The organism is Rhodococcus sp. 008 (assembly GCF_001682295.1).
Taxonomy (GTDB): Bacteria; Actinomycetota; Actinomycetes; order Mycobacteriales; family Mycobacteriaceae; genus Rhodococcus_F; species Rhodococcus_F qingshengii.
Window position 1 is genome coordinate 3,953,029 of record NZ_CP012749.1, and the last position, 23,750, is coordinate 3,976,778.

At 63.4% G+C, this 23,750-nt stretch carries 22 protein-coding genes; 12 read left to right on the forward strand and 10 right to left on the reverse strand.

Going from position 1 to position 23,750, the window contains the following annotated elements:
• The first annotated feature begins 244 nt into the window (after positions 1-244).
• Positions 245-1,681, forward strand: a complete 1,437-nt coding sequence (locus AOT96_RS18450) for an Ig-like domain-containing protein (RefSeq protein ID WP_042923274.1) — start codon at positions 245-247, stop codon at positions 1,679-1,681.
• 81 nt (positions 1,682-1,762) lie between these two features.
• Positions 1,763-3,796 carry an Ig-like domain-containing protein gene (locus AOT96_RS18455; protein WP_065352114.1) on the forward strand — a complete coding sequence of 678 codons (2,034 nt, stop codon included), beginning with the start codon at positions 1,763-1,765 and terminating at the stop codon, positions 3,794-3,796.
• Between the two features lie 70 nt (positions 3,797-3,866).
• On the opposite strand, the gene AOT96_RS18460 is transcribed toward AOT96_RS18455, so the two are convergent.
• From AOT96_RS18460 to AOT96_RS18470, 3 genes are all read right to left on the reverse strand, one after another.
• The gene (locus AOT96_RS18460; RefSeq protein WP_003941937.1) at positions 3,867-4,655 is read right to left on the reverse strand and encodes a hypothetical protein; all 789 of its coding nucleotides are present in this window, start codon (positions 4,653-4,655) and stop codon (positions 3,867-3,869) included.
• A 7-nt stretch (positions 4,656-4,662) separates the two neighbouring features.
• Positions 4,663-5,163, reverse strand: a complete 501-nt coding sequence (locus tag AOT96_RS18465; RefSeq protein ID WP_007735352.1) for a DUF2505 domain-containing protein — start codon at positions 5,161-5,163, stop codon at positions 4,663-4,665.
• Between the two features lie 76 nt (positions 5,164-5,239).
• Positions 5,240-5,737 carry a DUF2505 domain-containing protein gene (locus AOT96_RS18470; protein ID WP_054826635.1) on the reverse strand — a complete coding sequence of 166 codons (498 nt, stop codon included), beginning with the start codon at positions 5,735-5,737 and terminating at the stop codon, positions 5,240-5,242.
• 74 nt (positions 5,738-5,811) lie between these two features.
• Here AOT96_RS18470 and AOT96_RS18475 point away from each other — a divergent pair, with 74 nt between their 5' ends.
• The 4 genes from AOT96_RS18475 (at position 5,812) to AOT96_RS18490 (ending at position 10,498) form a co-directional block, all read left to right on the forward strand.
• Positions 5,812-6,855 (forward strand): UDP-N-acetylmuramate dehydrogenase, encoded by a 1,044-nt coding sequence (locus AOT96_RS18475; protein ID WP_064114012.1) that lies wholly within the window; start codon positions 5,812-5,814, stop codon positions 6,853-6,855.
• Between the two features lie 32 nt (positions 6,856-6,887).
• Positions 6,888-8,084: a L,D-transpeptidase gene (locus AOT96_RS18480; protein WP_064114009.1), complete on the forward strand. Its 1,197-nt coding sequence runs from the start codon at positions 6,888-6,890 to the stop codon at positions 8,082-8,084.
• A 120-nt stretch (positions 8,085-8,204) separates the two neighbouring features.
• Positions 8,205-9,743, forward strand: a complete 1,539-nt coding sequence (locus AOT96_RS18485; protein WP_064114008.1) for a hypothetical protein — start codon at positions 8,205-8,207, stop codon at positions 9,741-9,743.
• Positions 9,740-10,498 (forward strand): ESX secretion-associated protein EspG, encoded by a 759-nt coding sequence (locus tag AOT96_RS18490; protein ID WP_007735346.1) that lies wholly within the window; start codon positions 9,740-9,742, stop codon positions 10,496-10,498. Before AOT96_RS18485 ends, AOT96_RS18490 begins: the two co-directional genes overlap by 4 nt.
• Before the next feature lie 15 nt (positions 10,499-10,513).
• On the opposite strand, the gene AOT96_RS18495 is transcribed toward AOT96_RS18490, so the two are convergent.
• From AOT96_RS18495 to AOT96_RS18505, 3 genes are read right to left on the reverse strand one after another with little or no spacing between them, the layout of a single operon-like run.
• A complete protein-coding gene (locus AOT96_RS18495) occupies positions 10,514-11,263 on the reverse strand; it encodes an SDR family NAD(P)-dependent oxidoreductase (protein WP_003942076.1) in 750 nt (249 codons plus the stop codon).
• A gap of 15 nt (positions 11,264-11,278) precedes the next feature.
• Positions 11,279-13,600 carry an arylsulfatase gene (locus AOT96_RS18500; RefSeq protein WP_065352115.1) on the reverse strand — a complete coding sequence of 774 codons (2,322 nt, stop codon included), beginning with the start codon at positions 13,598-13,600 and terminating at the stop codon, positions 11,279-11,281.
• Entirely contained in the window at positions 13,597-14,574 is a 978-nt protein-coding gene (locus tag AOT96_RS18505; protein WP_042452972.1) for a TauD/TfdA dioxygenase family protein, read from the reverse strand. Before AOT96_RS18505 ends, AOT96_RS18500 begins: the two co-directional genes overlap by 4 nt.
• Before the next feature lie 342 nt (positions 14,575-14,916).
• Between AOT96_RS18505 and AOT96_RS18510 the strand changes: the two genes are divergently transcribed.
• Entirely contained in the window at positions 14,917-16,188 is a 1,272-nt protein-coding gene (locus AOT96_RS18510) for an ROK family transcriptional regulator (protein WP_074447122.1), read from the forward strand.
• Positions 16,189-16,203: 15 nt separating this feature from the next.
• Here the strand turns inward: AOT96_RS18510 and AOT96_RS18515 are convergent, their stop codons facing one another.
• Positions 16,204-16,563 carry a YybH family protein gene (locus AOT96_RS18515; protein ID WP_065352116.1) on the reverse strand — a complete coding sequence of 120 codons (360 nt, stop codon included), beginning with the start codon at positions 16,561-16,563 and terminating at the stop codon, positions 16,204-16,206.
• A 70-nt stretch (positions 16,564-16,633) separates the two neighbouring features.
• Here AOT96_RS18515 and AOT96_RS18520 point away from each other — a divergent pair, with 70 nt between their 5' ends.
• Positions 16,634-17,503, forward strand: a complete 870-nt coding sequence (locus AOT96_RS18520) for a LysR family transcriptional regulator (protein WP_065352117.1) — start codon at positions 16,634-16,636, stop codon at positions 17,501-17,503.
• Here the strand turns inward: AOT96_RS18520 and AOT96_RS18525 are convergent.
• The 3 genes from AOT96_RS18525 to AOT96_RS18535 all read right to left on the reverse strand — a co-directional run bounded on the left by AOT96_RS18525 (position 17,469) and on the right by AOT96_RS18535 (position 19,700).
• Entirely contained in the window at positions 17,469-18,473 is a 1,005-nt protein-coding gene (locus AOT96_RS18525; RefSeq protein ID WP_007735336.1) for a tocopherol cyclase family protein, read from the reverse strand. The genes AOT96_RS18520 and AOT96_RS18525 overlap by 35 nt on opposite strands.
• Complete coding sequence (locus tag AOT96_RS18530; protein ID WP_058227471.1) at positions 18,470-18,862, reverse strand: PaaI family thioesterase; 393 nt, start codon at positions 18,860-18,862, stop codon at positions 18,470-18,472. The genes AOT96_RS18525 and AOT96_RS18530 overlap by 4 nt, the downstream gene beginning before the upstream one ends.
• 64 nt (positions 18,863-18,926) lie before the next feature.
• Complete coding sequence (locus AOT96_RS18535) at positions 18,927-19,700, reverse strand: PIG-L family deacetylase (RefSeq protein WP_003942001.1); 774 nt, start codon at positions 19,698-19,700, stop codon at positions 18,927-18,929.
• 111 nt (positions 19,701-19,811) lie between these two features.
• Here AOT96_RS18535 and AOT96_RS18540 point away from each other — a divergent pair, with 111 nt between their 5' ends.
• The 4 genes from AOT96_RS18540 to AOT96_RS18555 are packed head-to-tail and all read left to right on the forward strand — an operon-like array spanning position 19,812 to position 23,676.
• Positions 19,812-21,038: an MFS transporter gene (locus AOT96_RS18540; protein ID WP_003942019.1), complete on the forward strand. Its 1,227-nt coding sequence runs from the start codon at positions 19,812-19,814 to the stop codon at positions 21,036-21,038.
• Positions 20,984-21,811, forward strand: coding sequence for an alpha/beta fold hydrolase (locus AOT96_RS18545; protein WP_042452989.1), 828 nt, complete (start codon positions 20,984-20,986; stop codon positions 21,809-21,811). The genes AOT96_RS18540 and AOT96_RS18545 overlap by 55 nt, the downstream gene beginning before the upstream one ends.
• Positions 21,812-21,853: 42 nt before the next feature.
• Positions 21,854-23,182, forward strand: coding sequence for a D-inositol-3-phosphate glycosyltransferase (mshA, locus tag AOT96_RS18550; protein WP_065352118.1), 1,329 nt, complete (start codon positions 21,854-21,856; stop codon positions 23,180-23,182).
• Positions 23,179-23,676, forward strand: a complete 498-nt coding sequence (locus AOT96_RS18555; RefSeq protein ID WP_047268888.1) for a YbjN domain-containing protein — start codon at positions 23,179-23,181, stop codon at positions 23,674-23,676. Before mshA ends, AOT96_RS18555 begins: the two co-directional genes overlap by 4 nt.
• Positions 23,677-23,750 lie beyond the last annotated feature (74 nt).

The window sequence follows — 23,750 nt, forward strand, 5'->3', positions numbered from 1 at the left end:
TATCAGAGATTTGTAAATCGCTATTTTCGGGCGACTGTTTTGTCTTTAGCGCAGGTAAGAACGCATCCAGATGTGCGGTTCGGGACGTTCAGCCCACTGTTATTGCAGTTCGGCGATGTCGCCGATGAACTAAATCTGCGAAAAGCGTAGTTACTTTACAGTCAATGGGATAACGTCACGGCATCGAAAGCAGACGGACGCTTGTCCTGGACGCCTGTCTGCCCCGTTGTCGAGAGGGATCTGGATGTCCGTGAGTGGTGTTCGTCGTGTTGTCGGTGGGTTGAGTGTTTTTGCTGTTTCTGCGGGCTTCGCGGTGGTTGCGGGCGTCGGGGTTGCTGGTGCGGCTCCGGTGACGGCGGAGTTCAATTCGAGTGGTTACAAGATCACACGAACGATCAGTAACGCGACGCCGTCGGAAGGTGATGTGATCACCTCTACGACAGTGTTCAAGCGGACCGACTTTGTGGTCAATTACCTCTACGCGGTTCGGGATTTTCATCCGTCGTGCATGACGTATGTCGAGGGCTCGGCGAAGGTGAACGGGAAGGCCTATTCCCCGGAAACGCCGGTGAGCGCTGATTCTGTGCGTGTGAGCGCGAGCATCACGGATTGGCCGTTGTATCAGAACAATACGAAGTCGTTCGAGTTTCAGTATCGGGTCGGCGCAGGATGTGAGCGCGGGACCGATCTGGCAAGCACAGTGCATTTCGACGGTTCGGCTTGGGTGAATGACACGACAAATGGTCGTGGTCCTTCGGTCAACATTCAGAAGAACGTCTCGACGACAGCACTTGCGCCCGTCGGTGGCGCTCAGGTGGGGCAACCGGTGACGCTGAGCGCGACGGTGACCGGTGGTGCCGACGGTGATTCGGTGGAGTTCTTCGACGCCGCCACCAAGATTGGTGCGGGTACCCTCGCCAATGGTGTTGCAACACTTGCCTGGACACCGACCACCCGTGGAGACCACTCGATCACAGCGAAGTTCGCCGACACGGCGCGTGCCGTCGGCTCCGCTTCGGCAGCGCTGATCGTGAACGTTTCGCAGGCCGATGCTCAGTCCAGCACGACTCTGGCGCCGATCTCGGGCGCGCAGGTCGGCAAGTCGACCAATCTCAAAGCGACTGTGTCCGCGTCGGGCACCGGTGGAACGGTCACGTTCAAGGTCGGCGGAACGGTGCTCGCTTCGGTGCCGGTGGCAGGCAACGGTGAAGCGACCTATGCCTGGGTTCCGACGGTCGCCGGTGCACAGACGGTGGAAGCCGTATTCGCCGGTCGATCCGGTGTCACCGGGTCGAGTACCACCGCGAATGTGACAGTCGCCGAACAGCCCGCCGGAACAACAAGCTCCACAACAGATCTCAGCGTAGTAGCGGGCCAGGTCGGCGTTGCCCAGACGATCTCCGCTCAAATCAGCCCCGCCAATGCGGGTGGCACAGTCACCTTCAAGGACGGCGAGACCGTCATCGGCACGGCCACGGTCGATTCATCCGGAAAGGCCAGCCTTTCGTGGAAGCCCGCAACTCAAGGGCAGCGAGTTGTCGCGGCGGAGTACTCGGGCGCCGGCACGGTGACGGCATCGTCCGATCAGGTCTCCGTCCAGATCGCCGCACCCGTCGACGGTGAAGAACCAGGCAACGGCACCGGTTCGCTCGGCAGCCTCGGCAACATCTTCGGCTCCTAGCAATCGATACCCGGTGATGCCCCGCCCGCTTCAGGTGGTGGGGCATCACCCATATCCCTCACTTCTCGAGAAGGAAAATCTATGTCTGTAGGTTCTGCACGTCGTGCAGTTGCAGGTCTGAGTGTGTTTGCTGTTGCTGCGGGTTTCGCGGTGGTTGCGGGTGTCGGGGTTGCTGGTGCGGCTCCGGTGACGGCGGAGTTCAATTCCGACGGGTACAAGGTGACTCGGACGATCAGTAACGGGACGCCGTCCGAGGGTGATGTGATCACGTCGAAGACGGTGTTCAAGCGAACTGCCGCGGTTCACAATCTGTATGCGGTGCGCGATTTTCATCCGGCGTGTATGACGTATGTCGATGGTTCGGCGACGGTGAACGGTAGTGCGTTCCGTGTCAACGAGGTGGCTACTGATTCTGTTCGTTTGAGTGCGGGTGCTACGGAATGGCCGATGTGGGGTGGTGACGTCAAGACGTTCGAATTCCAGTATCGCGTCGGTGCGGATTGTGCTCGTGGTACTGATTTGTCGACGACGGTGCATTTCGACGGCACGGTGTTCGTTGACGACACGACGAATGGTCGTGGTCCGTCGATCAACGTTCAGAAGAACGTCTCGACGACGACGCTGTCACCGACCAGTGGCGTGAAGTTGGGACAACCTGTTCCGTTGAGCGCGACGGTGACCGGTGGTGCCGACGGTGATTCGGTGGAGTTCTTCGACGGTGCCACCAAGGTCGGTGCGGGCGCGCTCGCCAATGGTGTTGCAACGCTTGCCTGGACACCGGCTGACGTCCGAACCCACAGCGTGACGGCCAAGTATCTCGGTAATGCAAAGGTGGCGACCTCCACGTCGTCGGCTGTCGACGTCGTCGTGTCCGAAGCGGACAAGAGCACTGCAACCGCGATCACCGGTCCCGCAAGTGCAGTTGCAGGTGAGTCCGTGACCGTCGAGGCTACGGTGTCGCCCACTCCGGCGGGTGGCACGGTGCAGTTCAAAGACGGTGCAACCGACCTCGGCGGCGCCGTTACCGTCGATGCCAACGGCAAAGCCTCGCTGACGAATTCCTATGCAGTCGGAGCGCATTCGATCGTGGCGGTGTACTCCGGTTCCGGTGTCTACCAGACTTCGACGTCAGCGCCGCATGCGCTGACAGTCGCTCCGGTGGTGGTCGAGGAGAACACAACGACCACCCTCGTCGGCCCGTCGACCGCTTCGACCGGAGAGACATTGTCGTTCACTGCCTCGGTCTCGACCGGTGTTGCAGGTGGCACCGTGCAGTTCAAGGAAAGTGGCAGGGATCTGGGCTCCCCGATTCCCGTGGACGCAACCGGAAAAGCGACAACCACGCCGATCTTCAACGTGGCGGGTGAGTACAGCATCACCGCAGTGTTCTCGGGTTCGGGTAACTACCTGGGCTCGACATCGAACGCCCAGACCGTGAACGTCAAGGCGCCGGCTCCCACCGACCAGCAGACCCAGACGGTCTTGACCGTTCCGGCGGATGCAAAAACCGGTACGGCAGTTGGTCTGTCCGTAACCGTTACGCCGACGCCGGTGGGCGGCACAGTGCAGTTCAAGGACGGCTCGGGCAATCTCGGCTCGCCGGTGCCGGTCGTCGAGGGCAAGGCGTCGATCATGCACGAGTTCGCGAGCGTCGGTACGCACGACATCACGGCCGTCTACTCGGGTGCAACAGGATTCCTCACCTCTACCTCGGCCGCTCAGTCGGTTTCGGTCACGGCTCCGGCCGCGGAGGATCAGGAAACGTCCATCACCGTGAGCGCTCCGGCGTCAGCGGTCAAGGGCGCGAAGGTTGATCTCGTTGCGGCAGTGGTACCTACGCTCAGCGCAGGAACGGTCCAGTTCATGGACGGAACCACCCCGATCGGTGGACCGGTTGCCGTGGTGAACGGTAAGGCCACGCTCTCGCACACCTTCACCGAACTCGGAGATCGCCGAATCACCGCGGTGTTCAGTGGAACTGACGGCTATCTCGGTTCCGAGACCCAGGCCGCAGTCACTGTCAGGGTAACGGCAGCGTCCGACGGCGGGGATCCCGGCAACGGCGGCAGTTCGACCGGTTCACTGGGAAGCCTGGAAAACATCTTCGGGTCCTAGCCCGACGCCTGCACACAGACGCCTCGCCGCGGAGAACACCTCCGCGGCAGGGCGTTTCCCGTCTATGAGTTCAGGGATTCGGCGCTACGACGTGCCAGGGCACGGTCAGGATGCAGTCACGAAGACGTCGCCGCGCGGGCTGCACGGGAATTCCTTGCGCCCGAAGAATTTCCAATGCGGCAGCCCAACGATGGCGAGGTCCGAACGAGGCGTGCGGCGCGGCGGTGGCCCAGGCTCGATCGGCCGCGCTGAGCAACGCGTGGATCGGCTCACCGGGAACGTTGCGGTGGATGAGAGCCTTCGGGAGACGTTCCGCGATGTCGGAAGGACGCTCGATGTCGAAGGGGTCCCAGGCCAGTGTCAGGGTCAATGGACGATCAGCGTCGAGAAGCACCCAAGCGCAACGCCTTCCGAGTTCGTCGCAGGTTCCGTCGAGTAGCAGCCCGCCCGGTGCGAGACCGGACTGAATGTGTGACCACGCAGAGTCCACAGCCTCCTCCGGGTACTGCCGGAGCACGTTGAAGGCGCGTACGAAGACGGGTGTGAGACCGGCAAGTTCGAATCCACCACGGGCGAAGCTGACACCGTCACGACTCTCGACCACGCGGGCGGGGTCGATCTCGAGCCCGATGACGCGTCGATCCCGCCGGACAGCGGTGAGGCGGCTTGCCATCTCGAAGGTGGTGTCGGGCCTCGCCCCGTACCCGAGGTCGACGATCAACGGATCGGTCGCGTTGTTCAGGGCGTGCGCGATAGTGCGGTTGTGCACGATCCACCGGTCACTACGTCGCAGTCTGTTGATCCCCGTCGTGCCACGGGTGATGACCCCCTCGATCTTCGGGGGTGGAGCCTTCTTCACGCCGGCTTCAGCGTGCGGCGAGCCAGGTCGCCGTGACCTGAGCTTCGGTGCGGAACAGATCTACGAGGTTGATGAGCATCAGTTGCTCCAACTTCGCGCCGATGAACGGTATGAAGACCTTGGCCTCGGACGTGGTTCGCAGCGTGGACCCGGTATCGGTCGCGAACAACTCCATGGTGCCGGACAAACTCCCCGGCCCGGCCGGGATGGACGCTTCGTACGTTCCGGTCACGGTGTCACCGAAGGCGCCGTACGACTCCTTACGAGTGATGACCAGATCCTTCTTCATCACCGTCTGAGCAATGTCCGGCAAATCGGTGCGCGGGAGAATGTGGTGCAGCACGAGATCGATTCCGGAATCGGTGACCTCGAAATGTTCCACATGGTTCTCGGAATGCTTGCGCATCTCCTCGACACGGGCCTCCCAGTACGAGCGGTCCGCCAGTGCCGCATAGACCTGCTCGGGGGAGTGCTGATAGCGGGCGGAGTAGTCGATGCGGCGAGCCATGATCGGAAAGAATACCTGTTACGCGCTGTGACAAGCCAAATTGGCTGTATCCACAACCATCGCCGCCCGCAGGATTTTACTTCGTGATCCACTCCCGGGTGAAGTCCTGTTCGGCCTGGATGAGCCGGACAACCTCGTCGACAATCGCACTTTCGATCTTTCCGCCGAGGAACGGGATCTTGACCTCGACCTCACCGTCGATCTCGAGAGTGGCGGAGTTCTCGTCACCTGTCAGCACCTGCGTGCCCTCGACACGGGCGGGAACGCCGTCGACGTGGGCGGAGAAGGTGCCGGTGGCCTTGCCATCCTTGAAAGGCGCCATCGTTTCACTGCGCTTGATGACGATGTCGCCGTTGACGACTTTCGACACCATGCTGGGGAGGTGCTCTGCGGCAATGATCTGCGACATCGTGACCGCGACGGTCTCGTCGCGAACGGTCAGCTCTTCGATCGCCGCGCCGGGACCACCGACAGCGACGATTCGGTCGCGCCAGTACTGCTCGGAGGTCACCGCCTCATGGACCTTCTCGGCGGGGACTGTGTACTTCGACGAATGCTCGATGCGACGGCTCACGATTGTGGAGGCTACCGTTTATCGATGTGTGGGACGTAACCATTGGCAGACGCGTCGTGGAATCAGGCGCTTTCGTGTCCGAGAACGTTGACTTGTCAGGATTGACGACGCTCCGAATCGGGGGACCGGCGCGGCTGCTCGCCGAATGCCCGACGACGCAGTCGTTGATCGACGTCGTGACGCTGCTCGATCGCGAGCAGATCCCGACGCTGATTCTCGCCGGCGGATCCAATCTCGTGATCTCCGACTCGGGATTCGACGGAGTTGTCGTTCGTGTGGCCAACACCACCGTGAGCCTCGACACGGACCGCGTCGTTGCCGAAGCGGGCGCGGTGTGGGACGAAGTAGTCGGCCAATCCGTCGCCGCGGAACTGGGTGGCCTCGAGTGCCTGTCCGGGATTCCGGGCTCGACCGGTGCGACGCCGGTGCAGAACGTCGGCGCGTACGGCGTCGAGGTGGGCTCGCGGCTCCGGCGGGTTCAATTGCTCGACCGGCGCAGTGGCGAAGTGTCGTGGGTCGAACCGTCGAAACTCGAATTGGGTTACCGGTCGAGCGTCCTCAAGCATTCGGACGCAGCACTGGTTCTCGCCGTCGAATTCGACGCGTCGACCGACGGATTGAGCGCCCCGCTCGCGTACCGCGAACTGTTCACCGCACTGGGGGCAGAAGAAGGCGAGCGGTTACCTGCGTCGCAGGTCCGCGAGGCAGTTCTGGGACTTCGGACGGGTAAGGCGATGGTGCTCGATCCGTACGACCACGACACCTGGAGCGCGGGTTCCTTCTTCACCAACCCCGTGGTGCCCGACGACAAGCTGCCTGCCGTGCTCGCAGCCATCGCCGAACAGCTCGGCGACGTCACCGTGCCGCAGTTCCCCGGCAGTGGTGGAACCAAGCTCTCGGCCGGATGGTTGATCGAACGGGCCGGATTCTCCAAGGGTTATCCCGGCGAAGATGCACCGGCCAGGCTGTCGACCAAACACACCTTGGCGTTGACCAACAGAGGGTCCGCAACGAGTGCGGATGTGGTCTCGCTCGCGCGGGCAGTGCGCGACGGAGTCGAGGCCGCGTTCGGTGTCCACCTGGAACCGGAACCGGTAACTGTGGGCTGCACCATCTGATTCCTGACGGAGCCCGCAGGTAGCCTGTTGAAGTGCATGAGCTGGGTGGTAGGAGAAGTCGTTCGCGTCTTGTTGCGTTGGTAGCTGTATTGCTCGCTCTGATGGTGGCCGTCGTCGGCTGCACGATCGGTGGCAAGGACGGACAGGGCGGCGCGGCGGCCGCCGAGCCAGCACCGGTGGCGACCGTGGTGTCGACGCCGGCGCCCGGCACCAAAGATGTCAGCCCGGTCGCCCCCGTCTCGGTGGCGGTGACCCAGGGAACGCTGTCCGACGTCAGCCTCAGCAATGCGGCCGGTAAAGCCGTTGCAGGACAATTGTCGCCTGACAAGACATCGTTCACCGTCAGTGAGGCACTCGGCTACGGCACCACGTATTCGTGGTCGGGCTCGGCAACCGGGACCGACGGTAAATCCGTGCCAGTCCAAGGGAGCTTTACGACGGTTGCCCCGGAGTCGACCACCGGCGCCACCCTCAACATCGCCGACGGCCAAGAAGTTGGTATCGCGGCACCGATCACGTTGCAGTTCGACAACTCCGTCGTCGACAAGGCGGCCGTCGAGAAGGCTCTTGTCGTGACCACCGTGCCGCCCACCGCCGGATCGTGGGCTTGGCTGGCCGACGACAACGGCGGATCGCGGGCCCATTGGCGTCCGGCCGATTACTGGGTGCCGGGCACGACTGTCCATCTGGACGCCAAGCTCTACGGCTTGAACTACGGCGGTGGCGCCTTCGGCGACCAGGATCTCACGCTCGACTTCACGATCGGTCGCAGCCAGATCGTGAAGGCGAATGCGCCGAGCCACCGCATGCAGGTGGTGCGCGACGGTCAGACGATCATGGACATTCCCGTCAGCTACGGCGAGGGAAACGAACCTCGAAACGTCACGCGCAGCGGCATTCACATGGTGACGGAGAAGTACGAAGACTTCATGATGTCCAATCCGCCGTTCTACGAGAACGTGCGTGAGCGTTGGGCGGTGCGCATCTCCAACAACGGCGAATTCATCCACGCCAATCCTGAGACCACCGGGGTGCAGGGCTCGTCGAACGTCACGAACGGTTGCATCAACCTGTCGACATCCGACGCGCAGGAATACTTCGGAACCGCCCTCTACGGTGACCCCGTAGAGGTGACCGGCACGTCGATCGACCTGTCTCCTGCGGACGGCGACATCTACGACTGGGCAATCGATCTGCCGACCTGGAAGTCGATGTCGGCACTGCCGTAACTCTGTACTGCGGTAAATCCGTGGATGAGGGAACCGTCCGGGCTCTGCTTGCGTCTGTACAGGTAAGTGCTGTCGGCTCGGGGGAGTCCGACGGGGGTTTTCGACTTCAGGGGGACAGCGGTGGGCATTCCATTTCTGGAAGACGTGCTGGGAAGAATCTCCGATGCGACGCAGGCCGTGCCTCCTGGCGTGGCGGCATTGCCAGTTGTCGGCACTCCCATCGCGAGCGCAATCGCTACATCTGCTCTGGTGCAATCCATAACCGACGACCGCGGCGCGTTCGACGACGAGATGGCTGCTGCGACCGTCGACGCCGATGTGGAGCGCGCACGAGCCTGGGGTGAGCGCGATGCCCTCACCGCTCAGACGTCGTCGCTCGAGTACAGCGAACACGCAATCGTGGACGACGATCCGTTCGATGCGATGTCGCACTCCGAAATCTTCGACCACGTCAACGAGATGAATCCGGCAACCCTGAGTGCGATCGGTGAGGCTTGGAAGGCCATTGCAGGCCGGGTCGAAGCCGGCATCGGGAAGTTCCAGAACGACGTGAACGGTGCGATCACCGAAGGCTGGCAGGGGCGCGGCGGCTCGGCTGCGCTGGAAGCAGTGCTGGCCTACTCGGCTGATGCGGGTGAGCTGAAGGTGCGGGTCGATCTGATCTCGAACAAGATCGAGGAGGCGAAGATCGCACTCGACGAGGCAAAACGCTCGATTCCGGCACCCGACGGCGCCTCGACGGTCGAGAGGTTTCTCAGCATGGTTCCCGGGGCTACATGGAAGCAGGCCCAATACGAAGCGGAAGAAGCCGAACGTCAAGCGCGCCAGGTGATGAAGGACGTGTATCTGCCGTCCATGAAGCGTGCGGACGATCAGGTGCCGATCCTCCCGGCCGCATTCAATCCGGTCACCGGCGGTGGAGGGGCTGGAAGTGGCGGGGCTGGAAGTGGCGGTGCATTCGGTGGTGGTGGTGCCGACGGCGGGAACTTTTCGGGTCCAGGAAACGGGCTCGGCACGCCATCTACATCGGGTGGCGGAGTCGGTGGGGGAGCGGACGGTGGAAACTCCGGCGGTGCAAACCCGGCCGGAGACGGTTCCGGTCAGAATCCATCCGGCACCGATTCCGGAAATGGTGACAACCGTAGCGGCGTTGATGCCCAAGGGAATCCGAACGTCGATGCAGTTCGATCCGGAACCGATTCCGACCCGGCCGGGACCACGGCGGCACATGCCGGCCCACTGCCGGCCGGTGCAGCGCCAGGTGGCCTGGCAGGTGCAACTCCGAATGGCGCTCAGCTTGGTTCCGGAACGCCGTCAGGCCTGGTAGGTAGCGGTTCGGGTGGTGGTCCTGCTGGTGGAATCGGTACCGGAGGCTTCGGGCCAGGCGGAACCGGAGTCGGAGCCCTCGGCCCTGGCGGCACCGGTGGCCTCGCCGGTGGCGGGCGTGGGGGCGTCAACGGAACTGGCGGTACCTCGGCGACGGGCGCGCAGAGCGGTCGGGGCGCGATGGGTGGCGTCGGCGGCATGGCACCGGGACGAGGGCAAGGGCAAGACGAAGACAACGTTCACGACACCCCCGGCTACCTCGTCACCGTCGAGAACGGCAATGCCCTGGTCGGCGACCTACCGATGGTCTCCCCGGCGGTGCTGGGCGAATGACCACCATGCAGTGGCAGTTCACCGGCCTCGAATTCCAGATTCTCTGGGAAGCGGTCGGACGTGACCGACTCCCGTACCCGCTGCGGTTTCGTCCGACGGCCGAAACCATGAACGAGCTGACAGAAGAGCGACGTCGAGCGGGAGCACACCTGGCTTGGTTGCTCGACGATCGGCTGCATCACGTTCTCGGTGCTCTTGCGAATCCTGATGCTCGCGTGGAGGTTTCCGGTTTTCACGGGCAGAACATGAGTACGGTGACGCGATTGCACGGCGTTGTTGCCGGCGACCTGGGGGTGCTCCTGACTCAACTGCCCGGCAGGACTGTCGACTGTGGCTCCGACGTGGTTTTCACCGTGGTACGCCCATCGGCAATTCCACGGATGCTCGTCGATCACCTGCCGACCTGCCCCGCTGGATCGGAGCGTGGTGTGAGCATCGAAAGGCCGAAAACTTCCGGTAGAGCGAGCTTTCTGAGCAGTGCTGCCGGTGCGCGCGGGAGCGAGGAAGTGAGCAGATTCTTCGGCCGAGAGCGGACCTCGATAGGTGAAGTCACCACATACCCGGGAGGAGCGGTGGACAGCAGACCGACAGACGACGGAATAACGTTCCACTGGTACGACTATGCCGGAGATGGTCGGTACATCGTCACCGCTGGTGAAACCGTAAGTGCCCGTAGCGCTTCCACGGAAATGACGGAGGCCGAGATTGCACGCAATCTCGGCCTCGTCCTGCACCGGGTGATTCGCACTGGTTAGTCAGAACGATTCGAACTAGCTGGTGGTGCGGTGGAACCGACCGGGGCTTGCCTGATCCCTCGGCTTGACGATGATCTGATCGAGGTTCACATGTGACGGCCGCGACGCGACAAAACCGATGATCTCGGCGATGTCCTGCGCCACCAACGGTGTGATTCCCTCGTACACCTTGTCGGCCTTGTCCTGATCGCCCTCGAACCGGACGAGTGAGAACTCCGTCTCGACGGCTCCCGGCGCGATTTCGGTCAGTCGAACGGGCTTGCCCAACAGTTCACCACGCAATGTCCGATGAAGGACGGCTTGAGCGTGCTTGGCGGTGGTGTAGCCCGAGCCGTTGTCGTATGCCTCCAGCGCGGCCACCGAGGTGATGGTCACGACCAGACCGTCACCCGAATCGATCAGCTTGGGCAGCAGTGCCTTCGTCACACGCAACGTGCCCAGAACATTGGTCTCCCACATCCACCGCCAGTCGTCCAGATCGGCGTCCAGGACTGTTGCCAGACCCTTTGCACCACCCGCGTTGTTGACCAACACGTCGACACGGGGGACCACGGCCGCGAACGCGTCGACGGAATCCTCGTCGGTGACGTCGAGTTCGAGAGCGGTACCACCGATTTCCTCGGCGATCTTCTCGAGACGATCGACGCGGCGAGCACCGATCACGACGTGGAATCCCTGAGCTGCCAGGGTGCGGGCGGTGGCCTCACCGATTCCGGAGCTGGCTCCGGTGACTACGGCGATGCGGGCATCGGAAGAAATGGTCATGATGCAATCGTAGGGCTAGTCGGCGGCATACTCTGCTTCCCGTTCGATGGATTCGATGTGACGACGCGGTACTTGTATCCGACCGGGTGTGTAGGTGACGGCGCGCAGCGCGCCGCTGTACCGGAAGGGACCATGGCGTCGTCGTACCTCCCACGACACAGGTCCCCTGGCGTCGACACCGACCGAGATACCGGTCCACGGCGCCATTCCCACCAGTTGTACTTGCCCGAGCAGCTGGCCCGCGTGAATGCCGTCGACGCTGACGTGGAGATCCCAACGCAACCGCGGTACCACCGTCACCGACAGCTCGATGCGTTCGGTGCCGAGCGCCAGCGGTCCGGCGTCGACAACGGAGTAGGAACCGAACGCGTTGTACCCGAGATGCTGGTGCCCGTCCTCGACGTAGAGAAGGTACCCACCCTGCGGATCGCCATGGGCGACAAGGACACCGGCGTCACCTTCGCGGTAACCGTCGAGTTCGACCGTGATGTCGAAGTCGCGGAACCCGATCAGCTTGGATGAGCGGTAGCGCTCCAGCGGGGGCGTTCCGGCAAGTAGTCGCACCGGGCGTGAGAGTGCTCCTTCCTCCGGACGGCGAACCGCGCCGACGGTATTGCCGAGTAGAGGAAACACGGTGTTCGCCCACGCCGAGTGGTCCCAGGCCTCGGCGAGTTCGCGAACCTTGTCGGGAAACCGTGATGCCAGGTCGTCGAGCTCGGTCGGGTCGGTGCGGACGTCGAACAACTGCCAGTGCGGTTTGTCGATGTCCGCCGGGGTGAGAGCCAGCAGTTTCCAGCCGTCCTTGTAGTAGCCACGGTTGCCGGTCATCTCGGTGTACTGCTCGGTGTGAGTGCTCGGAGCGGCAGACGAACGCAGAACGGACGCGGAAGACACCCCGTCGAACTCTTTCACCGGGAGCCCGTTTCGCACACTGGGTGCGTCGATTCCGGCCAGTTCGAGCAGCGTAGGGGTCAGGTCGGTGACGTACGCGAACTGGTCGCGAATCCCGTTGTCGTCTGCTCCGGGTTTCAATCCAGCGGGCCAGGACAGGAGAAAAGGAACACGGATCCCGCCGGCAAAGGATTGCCCTTTGTAGAACCGGAACGGGGTGTTGGACGTCTGTCCCCATCCACGTGGATAGTGGACGCCCAATTCAGGTCCGCCGATGAGGGATTCGTCGTGGGGGACATCGCCCACCCAGTCCGGATCCTGAATATGCGCGAACTGTGCGAAGTAGCTTCGGGTCCCGTCCGAACCGCCCTCGGCGGTGCCGCCGTTGTCGGAGGTGAAGACGATGATCGTGTTGTCGAGCTCGCCGAGTTCGTCCAGGGTGTCGACGATGCGTCCGACGCTCTGATCGATCGAGTCGACCATCGCCGCGTACACCTCCATGTAGCGGGCGAACCTGGACTGCACTTCCGGCGTGAGTGATTCCCATTCGGGGACGTCGAAGCCGGGTTCGGAGTTTCGCGGTGCTTGTTGCGTACCTTCCGGAAAGAGGCCTTGCACGAGCTGAGAGGCGAACCGCGACTCGCGGATTCGATCCCACCCTTCGTCGTAGCGGCCGCGGTACTTTTCCTGGTCGGCAGGCTTGGCCTGCAACGGTCCGTGCATGGCGACGTGTGCGAAGTAGAGGAAGAACGGCTTGTCCTGATCGTGGGCGCGGAGGTCCTTGATGTACCCGACCGCTTTGTCGGTCAGATCGTCGGTGAGGTAGTACCCCTCGGGGTACTCGTCCACGTCGACCACAGAATTGTCGGAGATCAGTTGATTGGGATAGTAGAAGGAGTTGAGGCCTTCGAGTGAGCCGTAGTAGCGATCGAAACCGCGCTGCGTCGGCCAGGAGTCACGACTTCGTCCCGGGGCCAGGTTGGCGTCGCGTACGAGGTGCCACTTGCCGACGGCATAGGTCGCATAGCCCGCGCCGCGGAGGATTTCGGGGAGTGTCTGGACGTCGTCGGCCAATTCCAGACGCAGTCCGGGGTAGCCCGGATCGGCGTTGGCGACAAAACCGTACCCGGCGCGGTGCGGATTCAGGCCGGTGAGAAGAGCTGCGCGCGACGGCGAGCAGAGGGGCGTCGTGTGGTAGTTGGTCATCCGAATGCCCTGCGCGGCAAGGCGGTCGAGGGTGGGAGTCTCGATCTCGGAGCCGAACGGCCCGATGTCGCTGTACCCCATGTCGTCGATCAGAACCACGACGATGTTGGGTGATCCGGGAATCGGGGTCGTGGAGGTGGGCCACGACGGGGTCGAATCGGCTGCGGTGCGGCCGATTCGACCCTCGAAGCCTTCGTATCCGCGGGCGTGCGGAGGAGGGGCGGAATCCGGTGAAGTCATGGGAGAGTCGAGGCGCCTTCGATGATCGAGTATTCGGAAGCGTCGCCGGCGATGCTGCGGCTTCGTTCCCCGTGGATGTTGACCGGGATGTCGCCGGCAAGGGTGATGCGCTCCAGACGCCGGTACTGATCGTCGTAGTCGGCGATCGCGTAGTGTTGGGTGGCGCGGTTGTCCCAGATCGCGACGTCACCCGCTTCCCAGTTCCACCGCGTCGTGTACTCGAGCTTGATGGCGTGATCCTGCAAGAGCTTGAATACACCGTTCGACTGTTCGGTGCTCAACCCGACGAAGTTCTTGACAAAATGTCCGAGGACGAGCGTGCGTTCTCCGGTTTCGGGGTGGACCCGCACCACCGGGTGTTCCGTCTCGAAGTACGTGGACTGGAACTCCTCGCGGTAGGCGGCCGTGCGATCTTCGGTGAGCCGCTCGGCGCTGGTTGCCGCATAGTCGTAGACGTTCGTGTGGCGAGCCCAGAGGTTCTCCGCGAGCGCCTTGAGCGGATCCGGCAGTCCGTTGTAGGCGGCTACCCCCGACGCCCACGTCGTGGAACCGCCGTATTCGGGTAGCTGCACCGCGCGCAGGATCGAAGCCTTGGGGATGCGGTCGACGAAGGTGACGTCGGTGTGCCAGCTGTTGGCCTTGCCCAGGTCCGAGTCGATGGGCAGAACTTTTGCGCCGTGCGACTTCACGGTGGGGTGGGCAGTGGTCGGGGTACCCAGCAGCTGGGCGAACTCGTACTGCGAATCGTTGTCGAGGTGGTCTTGCCCGCGAAAGAAGATCACCTTGTGTTCGAGAAGTGCTTGCCGGATGAGGGAAATCGTCGCCGGGTCGAGATGCCCGCCGAGAGTGATTCCGTCGATTCGGGCGCCGATATGCGCGCCGAGGGTGGTGACAGTGCCGCGAGCGGCGTCAACGGCCGCTCCGTTCGTTGATGCCGAATTCGTGAGGGTCGGCTTGGCGAAAGCTGTAGACATGGTGCACCTTTCGTGGGGAGTGTGCCCACCCAAACACGCGAGATTTCGCCCCGACAGGGTTGCGTTCAGTGTGATCGTTACCGCACCTGATTTGTGAATCTCGGTGAAGCTGCTACTTTTGGAGCCATGTCGACCGACCAGCCTGCCGCTTTGCGGGTCACCTATGTGACCGCTGCGCTTGGTTCGCGTCTGCCTCTGGCGCGAGAGCTGTGTTGTCGCCGCCGTTCTTTCTGCAGCTAATTTCTGCGCCTTTTCTGTCTATTTCTTCGTGTGACCAGTGGAAACGCTGATTTCTCGGTCGACAGAGATATGCGCCTTCTCCTCCTTCTGCAAGGGACAGCCATGTCGACACCCACAATCTCCGCCATTCCGAACATCCGATCGCGAACCGCGCTCTCGGGAACCCGGACCCGTACCCAGATAGTTGCGCCCGAACTACGCATCGCCGACGGTCCGTCCGCGACTGTGTTGCGCATTGCTCGATCCCGTGGGCCGCTCTCACGTGACACTGCGGCAAAGGCATCAGGGCTGAGCATCGCCACCGTGAACCGGCAGGTCACGAGCCTGCTGGACCTCGGGATCCTGCGCGAACGCGCGGACCTGACGGCCTCCGGAGCAATCGGGCGTCCGCGAGTTCCGTTCGAGGTCAACCACGAGCCTTATCTGACAGTCGGCATCCACATCGGTGCCGTCGTCACCAGCATCATCGCCAGCGACATTCGTGGAAAGGTGCTCGGCGCCGTCGAGATTCCGACGCCTGCCACCAATTCTGCTGTCGCGCTTGCCACCATTGCGCGCTCGGCCAAATCCTTTGCCTCGCGGTGGCACAAGCGTCGTCCGCTCGCCGTCGGCGTGGCCATCGGCGGTCGCGTCGATTCAGCGACCGGAGTCGTCGATCACCCGCGTCTGGGATGGAAGGGCGCCAAGGTCGGGTCCATCATCGGAGCCGGCTTGGATCTCCCTGTATCGGTAGCCGCCCACGTCGAGGCGATGGCCGCGTCGGAACTACTGCTCAGCACCGACCGTGCCGAAGCCCCGACGCCGGGCACTACCGGCCTGTACTTCTACGCTCGTGAAACTGCCGGCATCGCAATCACTTTCGAAGGGCGAGTGCACACGCCGTCCAGCGGACCCGGTTCGATCGCGCACCTCCCCACCGGTTCGTCCGCACGGTGCACCTGCGGAGCCGTGGGTTGCCTTGAAGCGACGATCAGTGACCGCGCCGTAGTCGCGCAGGCTTTGTCTTCGGGCGCCGTGATCCAGGGCAGCGAGCGTGTCACGATCGCGGACGTCTACCGGGCCGCGTCGTCGGGTTCCATTCCGGCACACGAGCTTCTGGTTGATCGAGCACGCGTCCTCGGCCGGACAGTGGCGATGCTGCGTGACCTGTTCAACCCGGATCGTGTGATTCTGGGTGGTCAGGCATTCACCGACTATCCGGCCGGGGTGCCCCATGTCGCCGAGGCTTTCTCGACGGCATCCTCCTTGGAGCGTAAGGACATTCGAATTACCGGTTTCGGCAATCGGGTTCAGGAATACGCTTCCACGGTCGTGTCACTGAGCTCACTGTTTGCTGATCCCGCTGCGGCTATGCGCCGCGCGTCGGCCGTCTGACTGCGAAGAGGGCAGTCAGAGTTCCGGTCGATCCAAGACTAGCAACCATGATCCGTCGGGCTGGCGGCGCGCGACCTGCGTGCGCCCGCCGGTTCCGTCGGAAGGTTTGGTCGAGGTCATGGCCAGGTCGCCGCTGATCACCGTCGGTAGAGATTCCTCGACGGTGAATCTCGGTGCAGCTGCCAGCATCTGAGAGATCACCTCGCGGATGGCTTGGCGGCCCACGGTGAGGGATCCGGGAGGGAAGGCCATCACCGCATCCTCCTCGTAAAGTGCGGCGACGGCGTCTGCGTCACCAGCGTTGGCGAACTGCACAAAAAGCTTCGCGATGTCTTCCGGGGTTCCGGCCTTCTGAACGTCATCTGTTGTTGTCATGCTTCCATCGTTCTAGTACTCCGGCGATAAGTCCAAGATCTAGTTTGTCTCGCAGCTAGAATCAGCAGTTATGGAACTTCGGCAGCTCGAATACTTTGTCACGGTAGTGGAGGAAGCCAACTTCACTCGCGCCGCCGAGCGGCTTCACGTAGCCCAACCGGGTGTGAGTGCGCAGGTCAAACGGCTGGAACGTGAGTTGGGGCAGGAATTGCTCGATCGTAGTGGTCGAACCGTTTGTCTGACCGACGCCGGGCGAGCTGTCCTCCCGCACGCCTACGCTGCACTCGCTTCCGTTCAGAGCACCCGCGACGCTGTCGATGCCTTGAACGGACTGGTTCGGGGTTCCGTTTCGGTCGGGATGGTTACCGCCTGCGCTTCCGCCGACCTCACAGATCTGCTCAGTCGGTTGCACAACAAACACCCCGGACTGGACATTTCGCTGGCCGAGGACGATTCGCGCAGTCTGCTTGCCGGAGTGTCGGACGGAACCTTCGACATAGCCGTCATCGGGGTGGCGGGCAAGCTGCCGGAAGGGCTCGAATCGAGGGTGATCACCGACGAACGACTGGTGGCCGGAGTGGCGGCGGATCATCCGCTGGCCGAGGTGTCGTCTCTGCCGTTTGCCGAACTCGCGACGCAATCGGTCATCTGTCTGCCGGAGGGAACCGGCATCAGAACGTGTCTGGACTTCGCGTGCGCCGCAGCCGGCACCAAGCCGACGGTTGCGCTCGAGGCAAGCAACCTCGGCATCATCGTTTCATTGGCAGCGCAGGGGCTGGGAATGGCCGTGCTTCCGGAGTCGACAGTGGGGGAGTTGCATCGGATCGATCTCGAACCGGAAGCACGATCTCGGCTGGAATTGGTCTGGCGTTCGTCGGGCGGCAAGAATCCGGCGGCCTCTGCTCTCATCGATCTTGCGAGAGCTGTTCCCGCCGAGTGAGTTCGGCCTGCGCCCGATCCAATCCGCCGTGCTCGAGAGCAGCCAACCTCGACCTGTCCTTCCAGACGATGGTGCCGCGTCGCCGGACGATGACCGACATCGTTCCACCGAGATGCTCGAGCGCTCCTGGCACGTTTCGACGCTCGGCAGGTATCGGAACAGGAAGTATGTGTGCGTCGGCGATGGGTGCGGTCCCGTCGATGTCGACGCTCCACTTCCGGCTGTAACCCCGAAGCGTCCAGCGATCGTCGGACACCGTCGTCTCCACCTGTGACGTCAGAGGATTACCCAGCCGCAACACCGTTCCGTCCGGTAGCGCGGCAACGACGGCGGTGACTTCGGTGCGCAGAGGTCCGGCGCTGACCTGTCCGCCGGCAAACGCCACGCAGGCTCGAGGATCGGTGAACCCCTGTGCCTGTCCCCACCACCAGGATTCCGGGAATCCTCCCTTTCCCCAGTTCTTCTCGCCGTACACCTGCGCTCCGGTGAGATCCCAGCTCTGTCCGTCGATGACGGCGCTTCCCTCGACCCGGCCGCCGAGCAGCCACGGATGCCAGTACTGATTGAGTGCGGGAACTGATTGGAAGTAACTCGACCCCCCGAAGCGGCGGTGCGGCCAGAATCGCTGATTGCTGATGCGTACGTCGAGATGACTGTCGCCGAAATCGACCTGGAGTCGATCGGCATTGCCGCGGAAAGCGTTGTCGGCGTAGGCCCCCAGGATACGGGGATCGGCCGATCCATTCGGATGCTCAGCAGTGCGGAGGAATCCGCCTGGGTGTGCCGCGAGACCGAGCGTCGACCAGCTGCCGCCGTCGGCCTTGTTGATTCCGGCGAGCGCGATCACCACCCGTCCGCTGTCTGGCATCGTGAATCGCCAGAAGTAACCCTCCATCGCAACGTCATGGGAGGCAAGCAGATTGCCGTACGGCAGGGTGGCACCCGAGGCGCGGTACGCGGGAAGCTTCACGATCCCAGTACTGCCTGTGATGCGGTGACCTGAGCGACGAGGCGGCCCTCGTCGTCGCGGATCTCGGTCACCACCGCGACGGTGCTGCGCCCCGCGTGCAGTGGCCGGGCGGTGGCGGTGACCGTGCCCTTGCGCACGCCGCGAGTGAAGACGGTCGACGAACTGGTGGTGGACGTACTTGCGCCGGGCGGCAGATTGAGGAATGCACAGACGGCGCCGACGCTGTCTGCCAGCGTCATCAAGGCGCCGCCGTGCATTCCGTTGCCGGCGGTGGTGCGGTGGCTGTCCCAATCCAGATGGCCGACAACCTGTTCGGGTGCCGCGCTGTCCAACTGAATTCCGGTGTGAACTGCAAAAGGCATGCTCGCGACAAGTTGTTCGAGGTCCATGCCTACCGATGTTAACGAGCCGCCGAAACCTCCGTCGGGACTTCGGTTTATCGAGGGCGGTGACTCACAGGGGCAGGGCGGTTTCCGACAGCCCTTCCGGCGCGTTGCGACGACGGAACCACTCGGTGCCGAATGCCGCGGCGAGCTGCTCCGTCGGCATTTCGAGGAACGGGCCGAAATCGCCGACCTGCGTTGCGTGCGCGTACATGGCCGCGCGCTTGGACGAGATCACCGAACTGACGTCGACCGCGGTGGTGAGTTGGTCAGCCGGAAGCCCGAACGATTCGATGTCCGGCGGCTGCGCCTCCTCGGTCCACTCGGGGTTGGCCTGCATCAGCATCTTCATGTGATCGCGGTTGGTGGACGCCTCGTAGACGAACGGCGTGCCCGCGAGTTCTGCAGCACGAACGCCGACGTGGTGGACCTGGATGTGATCCGGGTGGCCGTATCCGCCGTTGGGGTCGTAGATGGTCAGGACATCGGCGTTCTCTTCACGAAGAACCTCGGCCAGACGCTCGGCGGCCTTCTCGACGTCGACGTTGCAGAACGCTTCCGGATTCTCGTTCTCGGGCGTACCCACCATCCCCGAATCCGGGTAGTGCAGGGACACGACGCGACTGGCACCCAACGCGTCGGTGGACGCCTCGAGCTCACGGCTGCGGCGCTGAGCCAACGTCTCGTATTCGTCCAACAGTCCGTCGGGGAATTCACCGAGAGCACCGTCGGTAGCGGTGACGACTACGACGCGGTGACCTGCGTCGGCGGCCATTCTCATCACGCCGCCCGTAGTGAAAACTTCGTCATCGGGATGGGCGTGGAAACACACCAGGACACTCATTCGCGCAATCGTAAGGCAAGTTACCGACAGGTCAACCCGAGCGCACAGTGAAAACGATTTGTCGAGTCGGCCTCGGCTCTGTGAACCTTGTTCAGTGCACGAGAAGCTGACATGAGCGAATCCACCAACAAAGGCCTGCTGAGCGCCTACCGCGAGATCTTTGCCGCCCCCGGATCGGTCGCCTTCTCGGCCGCCGGATTTGTCGCAAGGCTGCCGATCGCCATGATCGGTATCGGAATCGTGACGATGATCTCGCAACTTCGTGGTGACTACGCGCTCGCCGGCGCGCTCGCCGCGGTTTTTGCGCTCTCGTCGGCGATCATCGCGCCCGCGGTCTCGCGTGCGGTCGACCGCTTCGGACAGCGAGCGGTCCTGCCGATTGCCGCAGCCGTGAGCGTCACCGCGATCGGGGCGCTCCTGCTCGCAGTCCGGATGGAAGCTCCCGACTGGCTGCTGTTCGTTCTGGTCGTCCCCGGCGGCGCCACTCCGACGATCGGCGCGATGATTCGCGCCAGGTGGGTGGCGATCTATGTCGGAAAACCTCAGCTGCGCACCGCCTTCGCCTTCGAATCGGTGGTGGACGAGCTCTGCTTCGTGGCGGGCCCGGTCATATCGGTAGGTCTGAGCATCGGGCTCTTCCCCGAGGCTGGACCACTGGCAGGGTTGATCCTGCTGGTCACCGGAACCCTGCTGCTGGTCATACAGCGCGGAACCGAACCGAAGGTGCATCCGCGTCGACCCGGCCGCGGACGATCGGTTCTCGGTAACCACGTGATGTGGATCGTCATCGTGATCATGGTGATGCTCGGAACGATCTTCGGCGTCATCGACGTCGGCGCCATCGCGTTCACCAAGGAACAGAATTCGCCGGGGTCGGCGACGCTGGTCCTCGCGCTGTTCGCCGGCGGTTCGGGAATCGCGGGACTGATCTTCGGGTCGATGCACCCGGCGCGATCGCTGCGCGGGCAGTTGATGATCGCGTCCTCGGCGGTCGCCGTTCTCAGCGTCCCGCTTCTGTTGGTCGGAAACGTGGCCGCACTTGCGGGTGCCTACGTGCTGGCGGGCGCGACCATCGCACCGACGCTCATCATCGCGACAGCCCTGGTCGAACAGATCGTCCCACCGGAAAAGCTCACCGAGGGAATGACCCTGACGGTTACCGGCCTCGGCGTCGGCGTGGCGCTCGGGTCTGCGCTGGCCGGACAGCTGATCGATCGCTACGGCGTCCCGTCGGCCTACATGCTCGCCGTCGGCGCCGCAGTCGCAGCCTCTATCGTGACGGCATGTCTATTCGTGAAGCCGTCAGCGTCGACGGCACGTCCATCGTCTATCGAGTAACCGGAAATTCGGCGGGGACCCCGCTGGTGTTGCTGCACGGCTGGGCTCAGTCCTCGCAGTGCTGGGGCGAGCAGGTCCTCGCGGACCTGGCCGCGGACTATCGGCTGATCGCCGTCGATCTGCGCGGCCACGGTTACTCAGATGCGCCCGAATCCGGATACGACGATTCCGCGAACTGGGCCGGCGACGTCGCGGCTGTTCTTGCGGCCGAAGGCGTCACCGAGAACGCGATCCTGCTCGGCTGGTCGTACGGCGGTCTGGTGATCTGCGATTACCTGGCAGCGCACGGCACCGGCGCGGTGGCGGGCGCGGTTCTGGTCGGGGCGATCACCAGCATCGGGCGCGGCGAAAAAGGTGGCAAGGTCGGCTCGGCGATGCGTAGCGCAGTTCCCGGCGCGATGTCCGAAGATCCCCGCGAGGCGATCCGTGCACTCGGCGCTTTCGGCAATGCTCTCACCGGCCCACCCGAGGGCAAGGGTGCAGCGTCGCAGGCCTTGTTCGGGTACAGCCTCTCGACGCGTCCGCGGGTGCGCGCAGCACTGTTCAACCGTGCTGTCGGTCACGACGAGTTGCTTCGCAACCTGGACATCCCGGTCCTCGTTCTGCACGGAACCGACGACTCCGTCGTCGACGTGAGCGCAGGTAAGCACGCCGAGGAACTGATTCCCAAGTCCCAGGCGTCGTACTGGGAAGGCTGCAATCACGGCCCGTTCGTGGAGGATCCGACACGATTCGTGTCCGAAGTGCGAACCTTCATCTCGAGCCTCGGTTAGAGTTCGCGCCCGGTGAGGGGGCAGTATGGAGTCGTGACGCCCATGCACATTTCGCGCCCTCGCCGGGTGGCCGTTCTCTCGGTCCACACCTCGCCATTGGCACAACCCGGCACCGGTGACGCGGGTGGGATGAACGTCTACGTTCTGCAATCCGCCATTCAGCTCGCCAAACGTGGCGTCGAGGTGGAGATATTCACCCGCGCGACGTCCTCGGCCGACGCACCCGTGGTGGACGCCGCTCCCGGAGTGCGGGTTCGGAACATTGCTGCTGGTCCCTTCGAAGGGCTGGACAAGGCGGATCTGCCGACTCAACTGTGTGCCTTCGTCGCAGGAGTTCTGCGGGAGGAAGCGCGCCACGAGCCCGGGTACTACAGCCTGATTCACTCGCACTACTGGTTGTCCGGTCAGGTAGGCTGGCTGGCCCGCGACCGCTGGGGCGTGCCCCTCGTACACACCGCCCACACCCTCGCGGCGGTGAAGAATCTTTCGCTTGCCGAGGGAGACACCCCGGAGCCGGCAGCACGTCAGATCGGCGAGCAGCAAGTAGTCGCCGAGTCCGATCGCCTGGTCGCCAACACCACCGACGAAGCCAAGGCGCTGCACGAGTTGTACGGCGCAGACCCCACGCGTATCGACGTCGTGGCTCCCGGCGCCGATCTCACCCGCTACCGACCGGGCGATCGCGATTCCGCCCGCGCGTCGTTGGGGTTGGACCCGGGCGAGATCGTCGTGACTTTCGTCGGCCGGATCCAACCTCTGAAAGCGCCGGACGTTCTGCTGCGTGCTGCCGCCGAAGTGATCAGCCGTCGCCCCGAGTTGCCGTTGCGCATCCTCGTCGTCGGCGGGCCGTCCGGAACTGGCCTCGCGCGGCCGGACGTGCTGATCGAACTGGCACGCTCACTCGGCATCACAGCGCAGGTGACGTTCTTGCCGCCGCAGGCACCGGAGCGTCTCGCCGATGTCTACCGTGCCTCGGATCTGGTTGCGGTGCCGAGCTATTCGGAGTCCTTCGGATTGGTCGCCATCGAAGCTCAAGCCTGCGGAACTCCCGTGATCGCCGCCGACGTCGGCGGACTGGGAGTAGCCGTACGCAACGGGGAGACAGGCCTGCTGGTTCAAGGACACCGCACCGAAGACTGGGCCGGCGCCCTCGAATCTTTGGTGACAGCACCGACGCGCTTGGCCGAACTCGCCGCGCAGGCACCGCGTCACGCCGAAAATTTCTCGTGGGAACACACCGCGGACGGTTTGCTCGAGAGCTATCGCAAAGCCGCAGTCAACTACAACAACGGAACCGGTCCCAGCGACTTCTCGCCCCGCCGTGCGCGGGGTCTGTGGCGTCTGCGCCGGACCGGGGGAGTGCGTACATGAGCAGCATTTCGGACACCATCGAGCAGGCCCTCACCGAGCGTGAACTCGACTTCACCAGAAAAGACGACGCGCATTTCATCGTCGAACTTCCCGGTGAACACAAACTCAAGACGTCGACTCTGCTCACCGTTGGCAATCACGGTGTGCGGGTCGAGGCCTTCGTGTGCCGCAAGGTGGACGAGAACTTCGAAGGCGTCTACAAGTTCCTGCTCAAGCGCAACCGCCGTCTGTACGGGGTGGCGTACACACTCGACAAGGTCGGGGACATCTACCTGGTCGGCAAGATCGCGGAGCATGCCGTGACCGGCGATGAACTCGACCGAGTGCTCGGTCAGGTTCTCGAAGCCGCCGACGGCGATTTCAACGTCATCCTCGAACTCGGCTTCTCCTCGTCCATCAAGCGTGAGTGGGCGTGGCGGGTGTCGCGAGGCGAGTCGCTGGCGAATCTCGAACCGTTCAAGCACCTCATCGAGGAGGAGCCCGCGCAGAGCTGATCGAGCGGGGTGAGACACATCGCGGATGTGTCACGTAAAGTGACCTTTACTTGTGACTGTCGTCACGGAATAAT

What these genes read in the sequence shown, in the direction of transcription:
- AOT96_RS18450 (WP_042923274.1), top strand. Translation starts at nt 245, where the DNA reads ATGTCCGTGAGTGGTGTTCGTCGTGTTGTCGGTGGGTTGAGTGTTTTT.
- AOT96_RS18455 (WP_065352114.1), top strand. Translation starts at nt 1,763, where the DNA reads ATGTCTGTAGGTTCTGCACGTCGTGCAGTTGCAGGTCTGAGTGTGTTT.
- AOT96_RS18465 (WP_007735352.1), bottom strand. Translation starts at nt 5,163, where the DNA reads ATGGCTCGCCGCATCGACTACTCCGCCCGCTATCAGCACTCCCCCGAG.
- AOT96_RS18490 (WP_007735346.1), top strand. Translation starts at nt 9,740, where the DNA reads ATGACCACCATGCAGTGGCAGTTCACCGGCCTCGAATTCCAGATTCTC.
- AOT96_RS18495 (WP_003942076.1), bottom strand. Translation starts at nt 11,263, where the DNA reads ATGACCATTTCTTCCGATGCCCGCATCGCCGTAGTCACCGGAGCCAGC.
- AOT96_RS18500 (WP_065352115.1), bottom strand. Translation starts at nt 13,600, where the DNA reads ATGACTTCACCGGATTCCGCCCCTCCTCCGCACGCCCGCGGATACGAA.
- AOT96_RS18505 (WP_042452972.1), bottom strand. Translation starts at nt 14,574, where the DNA reads ATGTCTACAGCTTTCGCCAAGCCGACCCTCACGAATTCGGCATCAACG.
- AOT96_RS18510 (WP_074447122.1), top strand. Translation starts at nt 14,917, where the DNA reads ATGTCGACACCCACAATCTCCGCCATTCCGAACATCCGATCGCGAACC.
- AOT96_RS18515 (WP_065352116.1), bottom strand. Translation starts at nt 16,563, where the DNA reads ATGACAACAACAGATGACGTTCAGAAGGCCGGAACCCCGGAAGACATC.
- AOT96_RS18520 (WP_065352117.1), top strand. Translation starts at nt 16,634, where the DNA reads ATGGAACTTCGGCAGCTCGAATACTTTGTCACGGTAGTGGAGGAAGCC.
- AOT96_RS18530 (WP_058227471.1), bottom strand. Translation starts at nt 18,862, where the DNA reads ATGGACCTCGAACAACTTGTCGCGAGCATGCCTTTTGCAGTTCACACC.
- AOT96_RS18535 (WP_003942001.1), bottom strand. Translation starts at nt 19,700, where the DNA reads ATGAGTGTCCTGGTGTGTTTCCACGCCCATCCCGATGACGAAGTTTTC.
- AOT96_RS18540 (WP_003942019.1), top strand. Translation starts at nt 19,812, where the DNA reads ATGAGCGAATCCACCAACAAAGGCCTGCTGAGCGCCTACCGCGAGATC.
- AOT96_RS18545 (WP_042452989.1), top strand. Translation starts at nt 20,984, where the DNA reads ATGTCTATTCGTGAAGCCGTCAGCGTCGACGGCACGTCCATCGTCTAT.
- mshA (WP_065352118.1), top strand. Translation starts at nt 21,854, where the DNA reads ATGCACATTTCGCGCCCTCGCCGGGTGGCCGTTCTCTCGGTCCACACC.
- AOT96_RS18555 (WP_047268888.1), top strand. Translation starts at nt 23,179, where the DNA reads ATGAGCAGCATTTCGGACACCATCGAGCAGGCCCTCACCGAGCGTGAA.